Here is a 17317-nt window from a genome sequence, read left to right as displayed (position 1 = left end):
TTCCACCTTATGTCCCTCCTACGATGGCGACGTGCACGCCACTCCCGACGCTCACGACGCCCACCTCGACACTCGTGACTCTGCACCCACCAGCCCTGCACCCAGGCTGCCGGCTGCCGTGCTCTGGGATATGGATGGCACCATCGTTGACTCCGAGCCCTACTGGATGGCAGCCGAGCGTGAGCTGGTCCAGTCCGCGGGTGGCACCTGGACCGACGAGCAGGCCACCCAACTGGTCGGCAACCCACTCGAGGTCTCCGCCCAGATCATCCTCGACCGGACCCCGGTGACCGGGACACCGGCGCAGGTGGTCGACATGCTCCAGTCCCGGGTCGAGGAGGCGATGCGGTCCCGTATGCCGTGGCGGCCCGGCGCACGCGAGCTCCTGACCGAGCTGGGTCGGCTGGGCGTGCCCTGCGCGTTGGTCACGATGTCCTACGCCAGCCTCGCCGAGGTGCTGCGGGACGCCCTGCCGGACGGAACCTTCGCCACGATCGTCACCGGCGACATTGTCGAGCACGGCAAGCCGCACCCGGAGCCCTACCTCACTGCCGCCGAGCGCCTGGGTGTTGACCCAGGTGAGTGCGTCGCCCTGGAGGACTCACCCACCGGTGCGGGGTCCGCTGTCGCGGCCGGAGTGCCGACGATCGGCATCCCGCACATCGTGGAGATCCCTGAGCTGGTCGGCCTCACGCTGGTGCCGACGCTGGACGGCGTGCGCGCGGCCGACCTGCTGGAGATCGTGCGGCGTTAACCCTTGGCCTCTGAGGACGAGACGCCATCCTCATCGGCGACGCGTTGGGGCCTGCGATCGTCTGCCGCTGCGGACGCCACGGCTGTCCCCTCCAGCTCGACCAACTGGCCCGGGATAGCGAGCCGGGTGACGCCGAGCATCGTTGTCGTGGGGGCGACCCCGGCCGCGGCCAGCCTTCCGGCCAGGATTCCGTAGTGAGGGAACAGCTCGTCGACATCGGTCGTGTAGACGTTCAGTCGGACCAGGTCGGCCAGGCTCATGCCTGCCGACTCAAGGACACTCTCGACGTTGTCGACAGCGATCCTCAACTGGCCTGCCATGTCGTGGTCCTGCTGGGGACGACCATCCGGGCTCATGGCGGTCTGTCCTGAGAGGTAGAGCGTGCGACTGGGGCCCGAGACGAGTTCGCCCTGGTTGAACCCCAGCTTGACGGACCAGGCGGTGGGGTTGATCGCTGTGCGTTCCATGGTCATTCTCCGATCACTGTCGTGCGGGGCTCCGGGGCGGTCGCCCGAGGTCGTCTACCCGCATCACGGAGCCTGCCGATGAATCACGACACCTTGTGTCAGGTTTGTTGGAGAGAATGCCTTGGTGCGTGCTGACCGACTTGTCTCCCTGGTGCTGTTGCTGCGCCAGCGCGGCCGGATGACTGCCGCTGAACTCGCCGCCGAACTTGAGGTCTCGACCCGGACCGTGCTGCGGGACATGGAGGCACTGTCCACGGCGGGAGTTCCGGTCTACGCCGATCGGGGTCGACATGGCGGATTCTCGTTGCTGCCTGGATTCCGGACCGAGCTCACGGGGCTGAGCCAGGAGGAGGCTCTCGCGCTGTTCACCGCTGGGTGCCGGGGCCAGGCTTTCGGTCTGAGCGCACCACTGGCTGCGGCGATGCGCAAAGTGGTCGATGCGCTCCCCACCCATCACCAGTCGAAGCTGGAGGAGGTCGCACAGCGGCTCCTGGTGGAGCCGCAGTCCGATCTGCTCTCGAAACCCGTGATCGTGGAGGCGTTCCAGGACGGGGTCATGGACGCGGTGCGTCGTGGTGTCCTCGCTGGCCAGCGGCTTCGGATCGAGTACGCACCGGCTGGATCCACAGACCATCAGGAAGGGGTAGCAGCGCGCATCATCGACCCGCTGGGCTTGGTCACGGTCAGAGGACGGACGTACCTGCTCGCGACCAAAGAGGGACTGGACCGGACCTATCGGGTTTCGCGGATCGTCCACGCCGAGGTGCTCGCCGAGAGAGCGCGACGGCCAGAGTCGGTGGATCTTGCCGAGGTCTGGGCGCAGCGCTGCGCCAGCTTCCTCTCCAGCGACCACCTGCACACCATCGTCAGGGTGCGGGATTCCCGTCGCCAGGAGGTGCTCGATGCCGCTCGAGGTGTCAGCGGTGCGACACCTGGCCCCCAGGGCTGGGTGGACCTCGAGATCACCTTTGATGACGTCCGGCACGCTGTGTGGGCGGTCTGGCAGCTGGGAGCGGACGCTGAGGTGCTCTCTCCGGACGAGGTGCGCATCCAGATCCACGATCGCGCGACCAGGCTGGTGGAGCGCTACCAACCGTGACTGACTGGGACTCAGTCTGCGTCGGCGACTGGATCCGTCCGGCTCGCCGCGCGCGGATCGATGGCCCGCTGGGCAGCATCGGGCGGCAGGTCCGGGGGAGTGCCACCCCAGGCGGGGCAGACCTCCTGGTAGGAGCACCAGCTGCAGGCTCGTCCCCGGTTCGGGCGCCAGTCGCCCGTGGTCGCGGCCTGCTCGATGGCCTTCCACAGCGCCTGGATCTTGCGCTCGGTGGCGCGCAGGTCCCGCTCCGTCGGATCGATCCACAACACCTGGCCGTCGCGCAGATAGACCAGTTGCAGGCGGGAGGGCAGCACACCGCGGGTGCGCCAGAGAGCCAGGGCGTAGAACTTGAGCTGGAAGAGCGCCCGCCCCTCGAAGAGCTCGGAGGGTGCCCGGCCGGTCTTGTAGTCGACGACCCGCAGCCGACCATCCGGTGCCTCGTCGAGCCGGTCCACGATCCCGCGGATGGTGAGCCCCTCGATCTCGGCCTCCAGATAGAGTTCGCGCTCCGCAGGCTCCAGGACGGTCGGGTCCTCGAGGCGGAACCAGCGCTCGACCAGGGTGAGGGCCTCGGCATACCAGGACTCGAGGGAGGGGAGCCCGTCCTCGGCGACCTGGTGCACCAACCCGGCCAGCTCGGGGGAGTCGTCGACCATCCGCTCCCACTCGCCCGGGACCAGCCTCCCGGCGGCATCCAGGGTGCGCTCGGGCGCGGGCAGGTCGAAGAGCCGCTCGAGCACCGCGTGCACCAGGGTGCCTCGCGCGGCGGCGGGACTGGGCTCCTCGGGCAGCCGGTCCACGACCCGGAAGCGATAGAGCATCGGGCACTGCATGAAGTCAGCCGCCCGCGACGGTGAGAGGGCGGGCATGACCAGCACCCTAACCAGCGCGACCGACAGACCCGAGGCGCGCTTCGGCCAGGTCCGCCGAATGTGGGGTGTGTGGGTGGGCTGTCGTAGGTTGGCACCCATGATCAGCAGCGGCGGACACGGGTGGCGGATCGGCACGCTGTCCGGCATCCCCGTATTCCTTGGCCGCAGCTGGATCCTGGTCGCGCTGGTGATGGTCTTCATCTTCGGGCCGATCGTCAACAACATCATGCCGGACTTCCGGGTGGGGGCGTACGCCATCGCGACGCTCTTCGCGGTGCTCCTCCTGCTGTCGGTGCTGGTGCACGAGGCGGCGCACGCGATCGTCGCCCAGCGGGTCGGCTTCACCGTCTCGCGCATCGTGGCGGACTTCTGGGGCGGGCACACGGCGCACGATGGTGCCGGTGGGACGCCTGGGCGCAGCGCCGCGGTGGCAGTTGTAGGACCGCTCGCCAACGGCGTCCTGGCGCTGCTGGGCTGGTGGGCGACGGGATGGTTCGAGCCAGGGGTCGCCTGGCTGCTCGCCTATGCCTTCACCTTCGCCAACGCCTTTGTGGCGATCTTCAACCTGCTGCCGGCGCTGCCGCTGGACGGCGGCTTCCTGCTCGAGGCCCTGGTATGGCGTGTGTCCGGCAATCGCTATCTCGGCACCATGGTGGCTGGCTGGTTCGGGCGGTTGCTCGTCGTGCTGCTGGGGATCTGGGCCATCTCGCCGATGCTCATCGACGGCGAGGACGTGAGTTTGCTCCGGATCGTCTGGGTGATTCTGATCGGCGCCTTCTTGTGGCAGGGCGCCTCGCAGGCGGTGGACGCCGGGCGGCTCGGGGTCCGGCTGTCCCGGCGGCAGGTCGGCGAGGTTGCGCGTCCGGTAGGCGTGATCCCTGCCGACGCGGCGCTGGATGGAGTGGACTGGCGCAGCCGGGAGCTGTGGATCGTGCTGGGCGCCGACGGCCGTCCCGAGGGCGTCGTGGACCCCCGCGCGCTGAGCTCAGTGCCGCACCAGGCCTGGTCAGGGACCACCGCCAACGCGCTGGCCGTCCGACTCCCCGAGGGGTGGGCGGCGACGCTGGACGAGAGCACCCGGCTGGACCGGGTGCTGGAGATCATGCGCAGCACCGGGTCCGGCGTCGTCGGACTGCTGGACGACTCCGGCCGGCCCTGGGGTGCGGTCCTCGTCGACGATGTGTCCGCCAGCGGCGGCATCGGGCCGCGCTCGTAGACTGGGCCGGTGATCGACCCGGCCAGCAGCAACCAGACCGTGACCCAGACCGAGCCGGGCCGCGAGCCCGAGGTGGCGTCGCGGCCCACGGGCGCTGACGTGCGCCGCGGCCCCTTCCGCAGTGGCGACCGCGTGCAGCTGACCGACCCGAAGGGCCGCCTGCACACCATCACCCTCGAGGCTGGCAAGAGTTTCCACACCCACCGCGGCCACATCAAGCACGATGACCTCATCGGCGCCCCCGACGGCATGGTCGTCAAGCACAGCTCCGGCGCCGACTACCTCGCGCTGCGCCCGCTGCTGTCGGACTACGTCCTCTCGATGCCGAGGGGCGCCCAGGTGGTCTATCCCAAGGACGCCGGCCAGATCGTCACGTATGCCGACATCTTCCCGGGGGCCACAGTCGTCGAGGCCGGCGTGGGGTCCGGTGCGCTGTCACTCTCGCTCCTGCGTGCGGTGGGGGAGCAGGGGCGGCTGTTCAGCTTCGAGCGCCGCGAGGATTTCGCCGACATCGCCACGGCGAACGCCCGGGCCTTCTTCGGTGCCGATCATCCCGCGTGGACCGTCACTGTGGGTGATCTGGTGGAAGCGCTGCCGCAGACCCTGGAGCCCGGCTCGGTCGACCGGGTGGTGCTGGACATGCTCGCCCCCTGGGAATGCCTGGAGGTCGTGCACCAGGCACTCGCGCCCGGCGGCGTGCTCATCTGCTACATCGCCACCACCACCCAACTCTCCCGGGTCGCGGAGACGGCGCGCCGCCTCGGTGGCTGGACCGAGCCGCAGGCCTGGGAGTCGCTCGTGCGCGAGTGGCACCTCGAGGGTCTGTCGGTGCGCCCCGAGCACCGGATGCACGGCCACACCGGCTTCCTGCTGACGATGCGCCGACTCGCCGACGGCATCGAGGCGCCGCTGCGCAAGCGCCGGCCCGCTCCCGGTGCCTACGGGGAGGACTACACCCCGGTGCAGGACGAGGAGTGGACCGCCGAGGACCTGGGCGAGCGCAGCGTCACCGACAAGCGCCTGCGCCGCACCGCCCGCGAGGCGAAGTCGCACGCGGAGGCCCGGACCGGTCAGGACGCGGCCCGACCCGAGGGGAGCGAGGACGAGTGAGCGAGCAGACCGCCAAGCCCTATCGCGAGCGGCACCTGGAACAACAGGTGCAGACGCTGACCGCGCGCCTGGTCGAGATCAAGGCGCACAACGACCAGCTCGCCGAGACGCTGAAGACTGCGCGCGCCCAGATCAACGGCCTGCGCGAGGACCTCGACGCCCTCGCTGCGCCGCCGCTGACCCACGGTCAGGTCCAGGCGCTCGTCGGCGACGGCACCGTCGACGTGACGGTCGCAGGGCGCCGGATGCGGACCCACGTCTCCTCCGAGCTGGCCACCGAGGAGTTGCGCCCGGGGCGCGAGGTCCTCCTCAACGAGGCTCAGTCGGTGGTCGCGGTCGGCGGCTACGAGCGCTCGGGCGAGATCGTGACCTGCAAGGAGCTCCTCGGCGACGACCGCGTGGTCGTGATCGTGCGCGGCGAGGATGAGCGTGTCTGTCGGCGAGCAGGCTCCTTGCGCGAGGAGCCGGTGCGGGTCGGGGACGCGCTGCTGATGGATGCCCGCAGCGGCTTCGTCACCGAGCGGATCCCACGACCCGAGGTCGCCGAGCTCGTGCTCGAGGAGGTGCCGGACATCTCTTACGACGACATCGGTGGGCTGAGCGGCCAGATCGAGCAGATCCGCGACGCCGTCGAGATGCCCTTCCTGCACAAGGACCTCTACGCCGCGCACCAACTGCGACCGCCCAAGGGCGTCCTCCTCTACGGGCCGCCCGGTTGCGGCAAGACGTTGATCGCCAAGGCGGTCGCGGCCTCGCTTGCCCGCCAGGCCGCGCAGATGCGCGGGGAGGACCAGGCGACCAGCTACTTCCTCAACATCAAGGGACCCGAGCTGCTCAACAAGTACGTCGGGGAGACCGAGCGGCACATCCGGCTGATCTTCCAGCGCGCCCGGGAGAAGTCGGCCGACGGCAACCCGGTGGTCGTCTTCTTCGATGAGATGGAGTCTCTCTTCCGCACCCGCGGCTCGGGCGTCTCCTCCGACGTCGAGACCACGATCGTGCCGCAGTTGCTGGCGGAGATCGACGGCGTCGAGCGGCTGGACAATGTCATTGTGATCGGTGCCTCTAACCGTGAGGACATGATCGACCCCGCGATCCTTCGCCCCGGTCGGTTGGATGTGAAGATCAAGATCGAGCGACCAGATGCTCAGGGCGCGCGGGACATCTTCACCAAGTACCTCACCACCGAGGTGCCGCTGCACGAGACCGAGCTGGAGCGCCACGAGGGCTCGCGAGAGGCGACCGTCGCCGCGCTCATCGACGCGACCGTGGAGCGGATGTATGCCGTGACCCCCGCCAATGCCTTCCTCGAGGTGACCTACGCGGGCGGGGACAAGGAGATTCTCTACTTCAAGGACTTCGCGTCCGGCGCGATGGTCAACAACATCGTCGACCGCGCCAAGAAGCTCGCGATCAAGGACCTGCTGACCAGGGGCGAGGAGGGGCTTCGGCAGGAGCAGCTGGAGCGCGCCTACCTGGATGAGTTCAAGGAGAACGAGGACCTGCCCAACACCACCAACCCGGACGACTGGGCGCGGGTATCGGGCAAGAAGGGTGAGCGGATCACCTACATCCGCACCTTGGTGGGGGACGCGTCCGGCACGCACCCCGGCCGGTCGGTCGACCCCGACGCGCACGGCTCCGGGCACTTCCTGTGACCCGGCCCGCTGGGCGCCCCCGCTCCGGTATGGCGAAGCCCACCTTCTTCTTCGATCTGCTCGTCGTGCTGTTGTTCGCTGCGGCTGGGCGGGCGAGCCACGAGCTGAGCGGGGACGTGCTCGGTGTGTTGCAGACGGCCTGGCCGTTCCTGGTTGGGCTGGCCGTGGGCTGGTTGGCGGTCCTGCGGCAGCCAGGTGATCGCCGGCGGTGGTGGCTGAACGGGATCGTGATCTGGAGCTGCTCACTGGTGATCGGCATGTTGCTGCGCCTGGCGACGGGGGAGGGGACGGCGCTGCCGTTCGTGCTCGTGGCCGCAGGCACGTTGGCGTTGGGTCTGATCGGGTGGCGCGCAGTGGCCGCGCTGGTGGGGTCGCGGTCCGGAGCAGCGCAGGCCTGACGCGTTCGGTGGGCGCTTGCGCCGACGTGGCGCGCGTCCGGTCGTTGATTTCAGCGGCGTGGCGCGCGTCCGGTCGTTGATTTCAGCGGCGTGGCGCGCGTTCGGTGGGCGCTTGCGCCGACGTGGCGCGCGTTCGGTCGGAGAGGGGTGGGGTAGGGGGTGTGGGGTTGGGGGTAGGGTGGTGAACGTGCGTTCACCAGAGCAGGGTGAGGTGCGGCGGGCGCCGTCCACGAACCTGATCATCACCGTCCTTGCCCTCTGCGGCACCCTCGTCTCGCTCCAGCAGACGTTGGTGCTGCCGCTGCTCCCGGACTTCCCGGCGATCCTCAACACCAGCAGCGACAACGCCTCCTGGCTGGTCACCATCACGCTGCTGACCGCAGCGGTGGGCACGCCGATCGTCTCGCGCCTGGCCGACATGTTCGGCAAGCGGCTGATGCTCATCATCTGCATGTGGGCAGTGATCATCGGCTCACTGATCGGGGCGCTGTCCACCTCGCTGGCGCTGGTCATCGTGGGGCGTGGGCTGGCCGGCCTGGGCGCCTGTCTGGTGCCGGTCGGGATCAGCATCATGCGCGACCACCTGCCTGCCGACAAGGTCGGCTCCGGCGTCGCGCTGATGTCGGCGACCCTGGGCATCGGCGGCGCGGTCGGGATGCCGCTGGCCGGGGTGATCTACCAGTCGATGGACTGGCACGCGCTCTTCTACGTCTCCGGCGGGTTCGCGGTCATCATGCTGATCGCTGTGCACGCCGTGGTGCCCGAGTCCACGGTCAAGACCCGCGGCAGCTTCGACTACCTCGGCGCGATCCTGCTCTCGATCGCGCTGACCTGCTTCCTGCTCGCGGTCAGCAAGGCGGGGACCTGGGGCTGGACCGCGCCGCTCACCCTGAGCCTGCTGGTGGCTGCCGCCCTGGTGCTGGCCGCCTGGGTCCCCTGGGAGCTGCGCACCGGCCAGCCGCTCGTGGACATCCGCACCTCGACCCGCCGGACGGTGCTGCTGACCAACGCGGCGTCGGTCCTGGTCGGCTTCGCGATGTTCGCCAACTTTCTCACCGCGGCCCAGCAGGTCCAGATGCCGCGGGAGACCGGCTACGGCTTCGGGCTGTCGGTCGTCGCCACCGGCCTGGCGATGTTGCCCTCCGGCATCCTCATGGTGCTGATGTCTCCGGTCTCGGCCTCCTTCATCCGCCGCTTCGGTCCCCGCGCCGTGCTCATCGCTGGGTCGCTGGTGATGGCCGTCGGGTTCGTCCTGCGCTCCTTGCTGCACGGCTCGGTCACCGAGGTGATGGTCACCTCCGGCATCGCCTCGCTCGGGACGGCGCTGGCCTTCGCCGCCATGCCGACGCTGATCATGCGTGCGGTCCCGATCACCGAGACCGCCTCGGCCAACGGCCTCAATACGTTGCTGCGCTCGATCGGCACCAGTTCGGCCTCGGCCATGGTCGCGGCCGTCTTCGCGGCCAGCATGATGCCGACCTCCACGGGCGAGGTCGCACCCACGCTCGCGGCCTACCAGCTCGTCTTCTGGGCCGGTGCGGCCGCCGCGCTCGGTGGTGCCCTCATCGCGGCCTTCATCCGCCGGCCTGCACGCGCGATCGAGACCGGGATGGAACCGGCAGGGGCCACCGCGCCAGCGCCGGCGGGGGAGCGGACCCACGTCAAGCCCGAGGGGGCGCTGCCCGAGCTCATCGTGCGCGGACGGGTCGTGGGACCAGAGGGCCGCGCGCTGCGGCAGGCGGTCGCCACCGTGCTGCACCCCGACGGCCGCCACGTGGACTGGGGTCGCACGGACAACGAGGGCCGCTACACCCTCGCCCTGCCCGAATCCGGCAGCTACCTGCTCGTCGTCTCCGCGGAGGGCTGGGCGCCGCAGTCCGGCCTCGTCGACCTGGAGTCCGAGGACGTCGAGAACGTCGTCATGAACCGCCGCCTCCTGCTCTCCGGTCACATCACCGACGAGGGTCGACCGCTCGGCGAGGTGATGGTCTCGCTGATCAAGCACTCCGGGGAGTACGCCGGGACCACCACCGCCGACCCGGACGGCGGCTACGAGATCGGCCTGCCCCCGGCCGGTCGGTACGTCCTGACCGTGGTCGACCACGCCTCAGGTCGGACCCGCTCCCGCGCCCTCACGGTGCTGTCCACATCCACCACGCTGGACGTCGACATCGCCACCGGGATCCCGCGGCCGATGGAGCGCCCCGAGCCCGTGCCGACGGGACCGCGCTCGATGAAGGGCTCGTCCGGATGACGGGGACGACGTCCACGGACACCACCGAGCGGGTGCTGCAGGTTGCCCGCCGCCTCTTCGGCGAGCGCGGGTATGCCGCCGTGTCGATCCGTGAGATCGCCCGCGAGGCCCAGGTCTCGCCCGCCATGGTGATGAAAGTGGCCGGCTCCAAGGAGCAGCTCCACGCCCTGGCCCGTCCGACCGAGCCGGCGCCCCTGCTCCCCGACACCCCGCTGGAGGGGATGGGCGAACTCCTGGTGCGCCGGATGCTCCAGCGTCGCGACGAGGACCAGGCCGAGCCCTGGCTGCGCGCGATGTACCTCCTCCATGACGCCCCGGACAGAGAGGCGGCGCTGGCGGACTTCCGCGAGCGCTTCCTCGGCCGGTTCCCCCGGGAAGGCGAGGCGGTGCGGCATACGGAGGAGTTCGCCTGTCTGCTCCTCGGGCTGGCGGCCGGGGTCCGCACCTTCCGGATGCTGGAGGACGCCGACCAGGAGGTGGTGGTGCGGGAGTACGGGGCCTTGGTGCAGACGGTGCTGGACCGGCTGGACGCGCTCGCCGAACTCGGGGGCGCCGACCGTAGGGTGGCGCCATGAGCGTGCGTCGGGTGATGGGGATCGAGACCGAGCTGGGGATCACCTCCACCCAGGTGGACCGCCAGGGCCACCCGCTCACCCCGATGCTGCTCTCCGGTCAGGTCGTCCGGGCGTATGCCGACGCCGCCGGTCCCGGGGCCGCGCTCGCCCAGAGCTCGGGCTGGGACTACGCCGACGAGACGCCGCTGCGGGACGCCCGTGGCTATGAGATGGCTCGCGAGTTGGCCCACCGCTCCCAGCTCACCGACGTCGAGGACCCGACGATCGCCAACACGGTGCTGTCCAACGGGGCCCGCTTCTACGTCGACCACGCGCACCCGGAGTATTCCGCGCCGGAGACGACCTCGCCGCTGGCCGCCGTGCGCTACGACCGCGCAGGAGAACTGGTCGCGCGGACGGCGATCGAGCACCTGGCCGCCCAAGGCCAGGAGGTGCGGCTCTACAAGAACAATGTGGACGGCAAGGGCGCGTCCTACGGCACGCACGAGAACTATCTCGTGCCCCGGACGGTGCCCTTTGAGCGGTTGGCCAACGCCCTGATCCCGTTCCTCATCGCACGCCCGGTGATCGCCGGCGCCGGTCGGGTCGGGCTGGGGCAGGCCAGCGAGCGGGCCGGCTTCCAGCTCTCGCAGCGGGCCGACTATCTCGAGGCCGAGATCGGCCTGGAGACCACGCTGCGGCGACCGATCGTCAACACCCGCGACGAACCGCACGCCAGCCCGCACGTCCACCGGCGGCTGCACGTCATCGTGGGCGACGCCACGATGGCCGACGTCACGACCTTGCTCGCCGTGGGTTCGCTGTCGGCCGTGCTCAGGTTGGTGGAAACCCACCCAGCCGCGGTCCCGGACCTGCCCCTGCGCTACCCCGTCGCCGCTGCCCAGGTCATCTCGCACGACCCGACGCTGCGCGCCACCGTGGAGCTGCTCGACGGTCGGGCGCTGACCGGGCTCGACCTCCTCGAGGCCTACCTGGAGCCGATCGAGTCAGCGGCTGTGGCGGGGGACAGCGGCTGGGAGCTGGACGAGGACACCCGCCAGGTGCTCACCCGCTGGCGCACCGTGCTCGACGCCCTGCGGGAGGACCCCTCGTCCTGCGCCGATCAGGTGGAGTGGGTCGCCAAGAAGGCACTCCTGGACCGGTTCCGGGAGCGTGCCGGTGCGGGCTGGGCGGACCCGCGCGTGCAGGCGATGGACATCCAGTGGCACGACCTCGACCCGCAGCGTGGCCTGGCCCAGCGGTTGCGGGCGGCAGGCCAGCTCGAGCGGCTGGTCACCGACGAGGAGATCACCTCCGCAGTCACCGACCCGCCCGAGGACACCCGTGCCTGGTTCCGGGGAGAGTGCGTCCGGCGCTATGGCATCGACGTCAAGGCCGCCTCCTGGGACTCGGTCGTGCTGACCGACGAGCGGGGCAGGCTGCGGCGGGTTCAGCTGCCCGAGCCGACCACCGCCACCCGGGCCCAGGTCGAGGACCTGGTGAACCGCCATACGGGCACGGTCTCGCTGCTCGGCGAGCTGGCCAGCGACGACGTCTGAGAGGATCGAGCCATGTCCGAACAGCAGCAGTTCAGCCGGCGTCGGGACGATGACGCCCCCGAGCCCGAGGCGCCTGCGCCGCCGACCGCCCCCCAGGCGCAGAATGCCGAGCGGGACGCCGCCCTGGACTCCTTGCTGGACGAGATCGACGGGGTGCTCGAGAAGAACGCGACCGACTTCGTGCACGGCTTCGTGCAGAAGGGCGGGCAGTAGCCCCCGCCATGGACCGGCGCATCATCGGGATCGAGACCGAGTTCGGGGTCAATGCCACCTTCCGGGGGAGCTCGCGGCTGTCACCGGAGGAGGTGGCGCGTTACCTGTTCCGCAAGGTGGTGGCCTGGGGGCGCTCGAGCAACGTCTTCCTGGCCAACGGATCCCGGCTCTACCTCGACGTCGGCTCGCACCCGGAGTACGCGACGGCCGAGTGTCGCGACCTGCTCGATGTCGTCGCGCATGACAAGGCCGGTGAGCTGATCGTCCAGGACCTCGCCGACGACGCCGAGCAGCGGCTGGCCGAGGAGGGCTTCGACGCCACGATCTACGTGCTGAAGAACAACGTGGACTCGCGCGGCAACTCCTACGGCAGCCACGAGAACTACCTGATCCAGCGCGATGGCCGGTTGGACCGCGTCACCGACACCCTGGTGCCCTTCCTCGTCACCCGCCAGCTGGTCACCGGCGCGGGACGGCTGCACGTCGTGGGGGAGCGGGCGACCTATCTGGTCTCCCAGCGCGCCGACCACATGTGGGAGGGGCTGTCGTCGGCGACCACCCGGTCCCGGCCGATCATCAACACCCGCGACGAGCCGCACGCCGACCCTGAGCGTTACCGGCGCTTGCACGTCATCGTCGGTGACTCGACGATGAGCCAGACGACCACCCTGATGCGGGTCGGGATGACCGACCTCGTGCTGCGGATGCTGGAGGCCGGGACCATCGTGCCCGATCTCGCGCTGGCCAACCCGGTGCAGGCGATCCGCGATGTCAGCCGCGATCCGACCGGGCGAGTGCGGCTGCCACGGCTCAAAGGTGGGACGACCACCGCCCTGGGGATGCAGCAGCAGGTGCTCGAGCTGGTCAGCCGGTATGCCGCGGGCGGCGGTCTGGCGGATACCGCCCCCTACGCGCAGGTCCTCGAGCTCTGGGACCGCACCCTGCACGCGATCGAGACCGACCGGTTGGCCCTGGTCGACACCGAGGTCGAGTGGGTGATGAAGAAGAAGTTGCTCGACAACTACGCCGCCAAGCACGGGCTGGCTGAGCATGACGAGCGCCTCCAGCAACTGGACCTCGCCTGGCATGACATCCACCCGCGGCGCGGGCTGATGGGGATCCTGGAGCGGTCGGGCCAGGCCCGCACGGTGATCGACGGTGAGCGGATCGCGCGGGCCATGGTGGTGCCGCCGGAAACGAGAGCCCGACTGCGCGGTGACTTCGTCAAGGCCGCCCAGCAGCACCGGAGGGACTTCACCTGCGACTGGGTGCACCTCAAGCTGAACGACGCCGCGCAGCGCACCGTGGTGTGCAAGGACCCGTTCGCCAGCACCGACGATCGCGTCGCCGAGCTCATCCGTGGCATCGAGGCCGACGCGCGAGGCTGAGACACCAGACCAGGTGAGCGACGCCATACCTGCTCCCACGCAATCCCCAGGTTGGGTTGGTTAGGCTAGGGCGGTTTGGGAAACCACCCAGGAACACCCTCCCAGCAGTACTCGTAGCAAGACTCGTAGCAAAGGACGCGTGCGTGCGCTCACCCCGACTCCGGATGGCCGCCCTGGCTGCGGCACCCATCCTCCTGCTGACCGCGTGTTCGGTCGACGGCGACGGCACCGGTGGCGACGACGCCGCGGCCACCTCGGCGGTCCCGGAGGGCAACCTCGCGGACCTGTCGGTCGACACCGAGGGCGAGGCCCCGGTCATCACCTGGAATGGTGAGCCCTTCGATCAGGGGGCGCTACCCTTCCGCGTCACCGAGACCGGCACCGAGACGGTGACCGACGGCTCCGGTGACACCGTGGACCCCGGCCAGGAGCTCTACGTCCGGTATGTCGCGATCAATGGCACGACCGGTGAGCAGGTGCTGTCGACCTACGACGAGGACGACATGATCACCCTGGACCTGAACAACCAGAACCTCTTCCCGGCCTTCCTCACCGAGCTGCCCGGCCACAAGGCGGGAGATGGTGTGCTGATGGCGATCCCCGCGGCCGAGGGCTTCGGGGCGCGTGGCAACGAGCAGCTCGGGGTCGGCCCGGAGGACACCCTGATCTTCTACTTCGACATCGTCGACTCCCACGCTCCGCTGACTCAGGCCGAGGGCGAGGCAGTGACGCCGTCGGACTCCGATGCGGAGAACCTGCCCGAGGTCGAGGCCGATGGTGAGTCCGCGGCCACCGTCACCATCCCCGAGGACGCTGAAGAGCCCTCCGACCTCGTGACGCAGGTGCTGATTAAGGGCGAGGGCCCGGAGGTCAAGGCCGGGCAGAACCTCAAGGTCCACTACACCGGCATCACGTGGTCCGACGGTGAGCAGTTCGACAGCTCCTACAACCTCGGCGACCCCGCCACCTTCCCGATCGGCGTCGGCCGCGTCATCGAGGGCTGGGACGAGGGGCTGGTCGGTCAGACCGTCGGCTCCCGCGTCCTGCTCGTCATCCCGGCCGAGCTGGCCTACGGGGAGAAGGACGAGGACCAGGCCGGGGACGACGCCTCGGCGACGGCCACCGCTCCGCCCGAGCACGAGCTGGCCGGCGAGACTCTGATCTTCGTCGTCGACATCCTCGGCGCGTACTGATCGCCCGCGTTTCAGCCCGCACGACCACCTACCCCATACCCAAGGAGACACCGCGACCATGACCTCCCCGTTCGGTGAGATCAAGAAGGCCAAGCCCGAGATCGACTTCCCCGGTGACACGCCTCCCAGCGAGCTCGTCATCGAGGACATCGAGGTCGGCAAGGGCGCCGAAGCTACCGCCGGCGCGCAGATCTCGGCGCACTACGTCGGGGTCGCCTGGTCCACCGGGGAGGAGTTCGATGCCTCCTGGAACCGTGGGGAGCCGCTGAACTTTACCGTCGGCGTCGGCCAGGTCATCCAGGGCTGGGACCAGGGTCTGCTCGGGATGAAGGTCGGCGGCCGCCGCAAGATCGTCATCCCGCCGCACCTGGGCTACGGCGACCGTGGCGCGGGAGCTGCCATCAAGGGCGGAGAGACGCTGATCTTCGTCGTCGACCTCGTCGACGTGCGCTGACCGAGACTTCTCAGCCACCCCCACTGCTCCGCGGAGCACTGAGCCCCACTCCCTCCGCGGAGCACTCAGCCGTCGCGGTGCCGAGGGCGCAGCACGTGCAGGTCCAGCTCCTGCGAGAGGTGCTCGAAGGCGAGGATGCCGCGGCTGGAGTTGCCGTGCTCGTCCAGACGCGGGGAGTAGGTCGCGATGCCGCTGCGGCCGGGGACCGAGCCGATGATGCCGCCGCTGATCCCGCTCTTGGCCGGGATCCCGACCGAGGACACCCAGTCCCCGGCGGAGTCATACATGCCGCAGGTCAGCATCACCGACAGCACGTGCCGGGCCGCCAGCGCGGACAGCACCCGTTCCTCGGTCCCGGGCAGGATCCCGTCATTGGCCAGGGTGGCGCCGATCCGCGCCAGCTCCACCGTCGACACGAGGAGGGAGCACTGCCGGGTGTAGCCGTCGACGACGTCGTGCGGGTCATCCGGCAGCTCGGACAGCGCCTTGACCATGTGCGCGATGCCCAGATTGCGATGCGCCCGCTCCATCTCCTGGGCGTAGCAGTCCTGGTCCAGCTCCAGCTCGCGGCCAGCCATCGCTGACAGCAGCCCGTGGATCCGTTCGTAGCGGTCCGGCGCGTCCGGCCCGGTCACCAGCGAGTGGGCGGTCAACGCACCGGCGTTGATCATCGGGTTGGCCGGTCGGTTCGAGCCGTCGTCCAGACTGATCCGGTTGAAGGCGTCGCCGGAGGGTTCCACGTCGATGTGGGCGAGCACCTCATCGAGCCCGGCGCAGTCGATCGCGAGCCCGTAGACGATCGCCTTGCTCATCGACTGGATCGGGAAGTGGTGGTCGGCCGGTCCGGCACTCCAGACCTGCCCGTCGACATCGCAGATCGCGACGGCGAGTCGGTCCAGATCTGCCTCGGCGTGCACCGGCAGCTCGTGCGGCTCACCGTCGTCCTGGTCCCGCACCCGGTCCAGGACGTCCTCGAGTTGGCTGGTCAGGTCGTTGTCGGCCATCGGGCCAGACTAGGGGCAGAGCGCGGCGGCGTGCCGCCCGGCAGCGGCCGCGGCGAGGAAGGAGGCGGCGTCCTCCTCCAGCCCGCGCCCCATCGTGGACAACTGCACCGGTCCCGTATGCAGTGTCTCCAGCAGACCGGTCACGTCCACCTCGACCGGGGTCAGGTGGGGTGCGGTGGCCACCAGATCCCGCACCTGTTCACCGACCTGCACCAAGGTGGAGTCGGTCAACTTCCGCCCGGTCGTGCCGGTCGGGACCGGGAGCACGGCGTGGTGGGCCAGCACCCGCCCATAGGCGGTGACGCTGTGGTGAGAGAGCCCCCGATGGCGTTCCCGGGGGTCGGCCTCGGAGACCCGCAGGGAGCCGATGGGACGGCCCCCGAGCACGGCGGCGGCGTTGAGGGCTTCCCCGGCCGAGACCCCCGAGAAGCCCCACCGGGTGCCGGTGCCCAGATTGCCCGGGCCTTGCGCTACGACCACGAGGTCGGCATGGACGACGTGGTGGGCGGCCAGCAGCGCGCTGTGTACCGTCACGGCCTCCAAGTCCCCGCCGTAGGCCTGTCCGCAGGTGATCGAGGCCGCCAGCCAGCCCGCCTCACGCAGCCCCTCCAAGGTCCGGGAGAAGGCGGCAGGCAGCGCACCGCCGTCGGTCATGACATAGGCCACGCGCATCCCGGGCCGGTTCTGCCTCGCACCGGCGATGATGGCCGGCAGGGCGGAGTGCAGGTCGGCAGCCACCACCGGCATCCGCTCGATCGAGTCGGCGTCGGCCAGCAGCGCGTGGTGCTCACCCTCGGGATCGTCCACGCCGAGCACCATGGTCTGCAGCGGTGTGTAGCGCGCTTTCACCAGGTGCCCAGGAGCCTGCGGTGAGGTCACCGGCCACCGCTCGGGGTGGTCCGCCAGGGCCACGACCACGGCATACCCACCGGTGCCCAGTCCCCGCTCGAGCGCGGTGACGTTGAGCAGCACCCGGTCGCCGGGCTGCGGTGCCCCGACCACGTCGAGGTAGGCGAGCGCGCGCACCGGGCCAGCCTCGGTGTCGACCGCGAGGACCGACACGCCGGACCAGCCGGGCAGCAGCTCGCGCACGGTTCCCTCGCGCCAGGTGATCACCTGCGCGA

16 protein-coding genes and 1 pseudogene are annotated in these 17317 nt (G+C 70.0%); 13 read left to right on the top strand and 4 right to left on the bottom strand.

The window, feature by feature from the left end:
- The first annotated feature begins 31 nt into the window (after positions 1 to 31).
- Positions 32 to 754, top strand: a complete 723-nt coding sequence (locus ACQBAT_RS08280) for an HAD family hydrolase (RefSeq protein ID WP_420748486.1) — start codon at positions 32 to 34, stop codon at positions 752 to 754.
- Between the two features lie 74 nt (positions 755 to 828).
- On the opposite strand, the pseudogene ACQBAT_RS08275 reads toward ACQBAT_RS08280, so the two are convergent.
- Positions 829 to 1221 (bottom strand): annotated as a pseudogene (locus ACQBAT_RS08275) (RidA family protein); the annotation flags it as partial.
- Between the two features lie 124 nt (positions 1222 to 1345).
- Here ACQBAT_RS08275 and ACQBAT_RS08270 point away from each other — a divergent pair.
- Entirely contained in the window at positions 1346 to 2320 is a 975-nt protein-coding gene (locus ACQBAT_RS08270; protein ID WP_420748487.1) for a helix-turn-helix transcriptional regulator, read from the top strand.
- Between the two features lie 11 nt (positions 2321 to 2331).
- Here ACQBAT_RS08270 and ACQBAT_RS08265 read toward each other — a convergent pair whose 3' ends face one another.
- Positions 2332 to 3189 carry a RecB family exonuclease gene (locus ACQBAT_RS08265; protein WP_420748488.1) on the bottom strand — a complete coding sequence of 286 codons (858 nt, stop codon included), beginning with the start codon at positions 3187 to 3189 and terminating at the stop codon, positions 2332 to 2334.
- 100 nt (positions 3190 to 3289) lie between these two features.
- Between ACQBAT_RS08265 and ACQBAT_RS08260 the strand changes: the two genes are divergently transcribed.
- From ACQBAT_RS08260 to ACQBAT_RS08210, 11 genes are all read left to right on the top strand, one after another.
- The gene (locus tag ACQBAT_RS08260) at positions 3290 to 4408 is read left to right on the top strand and encodes a site-2 protease family protein (protein ID WP_420748489.1); all 1119 of its coding nucleotides are present in this window, start codon (positions 3290 to 3292) and stop codon (positions 4406 to 4408) included.
- A 99-nt stretch (positions 4409 to 4507) separates the two neighbouring features.
- Complete coding sequence (locus ACQBAT_RS08255) at positions 4508 to 5518, top strand: tRNA (adenine-N1)-methyltransferase (RefSeq protein ID WP_420748541.1); 1011 nt, start codon at positions 4508 to 4510, stop codon at positions 5516 to 5518.
- Positions 5515 to 7176: a proteasome ATPase gene (gene arc / locus ACQBAT_RS08250; RefSeq protein ID WP_420748490.1), complete on the top strand. Its 1662-nt coding sequence runs from the start codon at positions 5515 to 5517 to the stop codon at positions 7174 to 7176. Before ACQBAT_RS08255 ends, arc begins: the two co-directional genes overlap by 4 nt.
- A gap of 29 nt (positions 7177 to 7205) precedes the next feature.
- Positions 7206 to 7574 carry a DUF3054 domain-containing protein gene (locus tag ACQBAT_RS08245; RefSeq protein WP_420748491.1) on the top strand — a complete coding sequence of 123 codons (369 nt, stop codon included), beginning with the start codon at positions 7206 to 7208 and terminating at the stop codon, positions 7572 to 7574.
- A 187-nt stretch (positions 7575 to 7761) separates the two neighbouring features.
- Positions 7762 to 9828: an MFS transporter gene (locus ACQBAT_RS08240; RefSeq protein WP_420748492.1), complete on the top strand. Its 2067-nt coding sequence runs from the start codon at positions 7762 to 7764 to the stop codon at positions 9826 to 9828.
- Positions 9825 to 10403, top strand: coding sequence for a TetR family transcriptional regulator (locus ACQBAT_RS08235; RefSeq protein WP_420748493.1), 579 nt, complete (start codon positions 9825 to 9827; stop codon positions 10401 to 10403). Before ACQBAT_RS08240 ends, ACQBAT_RS08235 begins: the two co-directional genes overlap by 4 nt.
- The gene (gene dop, locus ACQBAT_RS08230) at positions 10400 to 11941 is read left to right on the top strand and encodes a depupylase/deamidase Dop (RefSeq protein ID WP_420748494.1); all 1542 of its coding nucleotides are present in this window, start codon (positions 10400 to 10402) and stop codon (positions 11939 to 11941) included. The genes ACQBAT_RS08235 and dop overlap by 4 nt, the downstream gene beginning before the upstream one ends.
- A gap of 12 nt (positions 11942 to 11953) precedes the next feature.
- Positions 11954 to 12154, top strand: a complete 201-nt coding sequence (locus ACQBAT_RS08225; protein ID WP_420748495.1) for a ubiquitin-like protein Pup — start codon at positions 11954 to 11956, stop codon at positions 12152 to 12154.
- 8 nt (positions 12155 to 12162) lie between these two features.
- On the top strand, positions 12163 to 13542 hold the full coding sequence (gene pafA / locus ACQBAT_RS08220) for a Pup--protein ligase (protein ID WP_427197669.1): 1380 nt from the start codon (positions 12163 to 12165) through the stop codon (positions 13540 to 13542).
- 143 nt (positions 13543 to 13685) lie between these two features.
- On the top strand, positions 13686 to 14735 hold the full coding sequence (locus ACQBAT_RS08215) for an FKBP-type peptidyl-prolyl cis-trans isomerase (RefSeq protein ID WP_420748497.1): 1050 nt from the start codon (positions 13686 to 13688) through the stop codon (positions 14733 to 14735).
- A 58-nt stretch (positions 14736 to 14793) separates the two neighbouring features.
- Positions 14794 to 15189 (top strand): FKBP-type peptidyl-prolyl cis-trans isomerase, encoded by a 396-nt coding sequence (locus ACQBAT_RS08210; RefSeq protein WP_420748498.1) that lies wholly within the window; start codon positions 14794 to 14796, stop codon positions 15187 to 15189.
- A gap of 65 nt (positions 15190 to 15254) precedes the next feature.
- On the opposite strand, the gene glsA is transcribed toward ACQBAT_RS08210, so the two are convergent.
- Together glsA and ACQBAT_RS08200 are read right to left on the bottom strand one after the other, a co-directional pair.
- Positions 15255 to 16193: a glutaminase A gene (gene glsA / locus ACQBAT_RS08205; RefSeq protein WP_420748499.1), complete on the bottom strand. Its 939-nt coding sequence runs from the start codon at positions 16191 to 16193 to the stop codon at positions 15255 to 15257.
- 9 nt (positions 16194 to 16202) lie between these two features.
- Positions 16203 to 17309: a DUF3866 family protein gene (locus ACQBAT_RS08200; RefSeq protein ID WP_420748500.1), complete on the bottom strand. Its 1107-nt coding sequence runs from the start codon at positions 17307 to 17309 to the stop codon at positions 16203 to 16205.
- Positions 17310 to 17317: the final 8 nt, after the last annotated feature.

The sequence above is a fragment of the Ornithinimicrobium pulveris genome (assembly GCF_050261105.1).
Lineage (GTDB): Bacteria > Actinomycetota > Actinomycetes > Actinomycetales > Dermatophilaceae > Ornithinicoccus.
This window is presented reverse-complemented; position numbering and strand designations above follow the sequence as displayed.

Excerpts from the sequence above, each read along its gene's own strand:
- ACQBAT_RS08265 (WP_420748488.1), bottom strand. The coding sequence starts at position 3,189 with ATGCCCGCCCTCTCACCGTCGCGGGCGGCTGACTTCATGCAGTGCCCG.
- ACQBAT_RS08260 (WP_420748489.1), top strand. The coding sequence starts at position 3,290 with ATGATCAGCAGCGGCGGACACGGGTGGCGGATCGGCACGCTGTCCGGC.
- ACQBAT_RS08245 (WP_420748491.1), top strand. The coding sequence starts at position 7,206 with ATGGCGAAGCCCACCTTCTTCTTCGATCTGCTCGTCGTGCTGTTGTTC.
- ACQBAT_RS08235 (WP_420748493.1), top strand. The coding sequence starts at position 9,825 with ATGACGGGGACGACGTCCACGGACACCACCGAGCGGGTGCTGCAGGTT.
- dop (WP_420748494.1), top strand. The coding sequence starts at position 10,400 with ATGAGCGTGCGTCGGGTGATGGGGATCGAGACCGAGCTGGGGATCACC.
- ACQBAT_RS08225 (WP_420748495.1), top strand. The coding sequence starts at position 11,954 with ATGTCCGAACAGCAGCAGTTCAGCCGGCGTCGGGACGATGACGCCCCC.
- pafA (WP_427197669.1), top strand. The coding sequence starts at position 12,163 with ATGGACCGGCGCATCATCGGGATCGAGACCGAGTTCGGGGTCAATGCC.
- ACQBAT_RS08210 (WP_420748498.1), top strand. The coding sequence starts at position 14,794 with ATGACCTCCCCGTTCGGTGAGATCAAGAAGGCCAAGCCCGAGATCGAC.
- glsA (WP_420748499.1), bottom strand. The coding sequence starts at position 16,193 with ATGGCCGACAACGACCTGACCAGCCAACTCGAGGACGTCCTGGACCGG.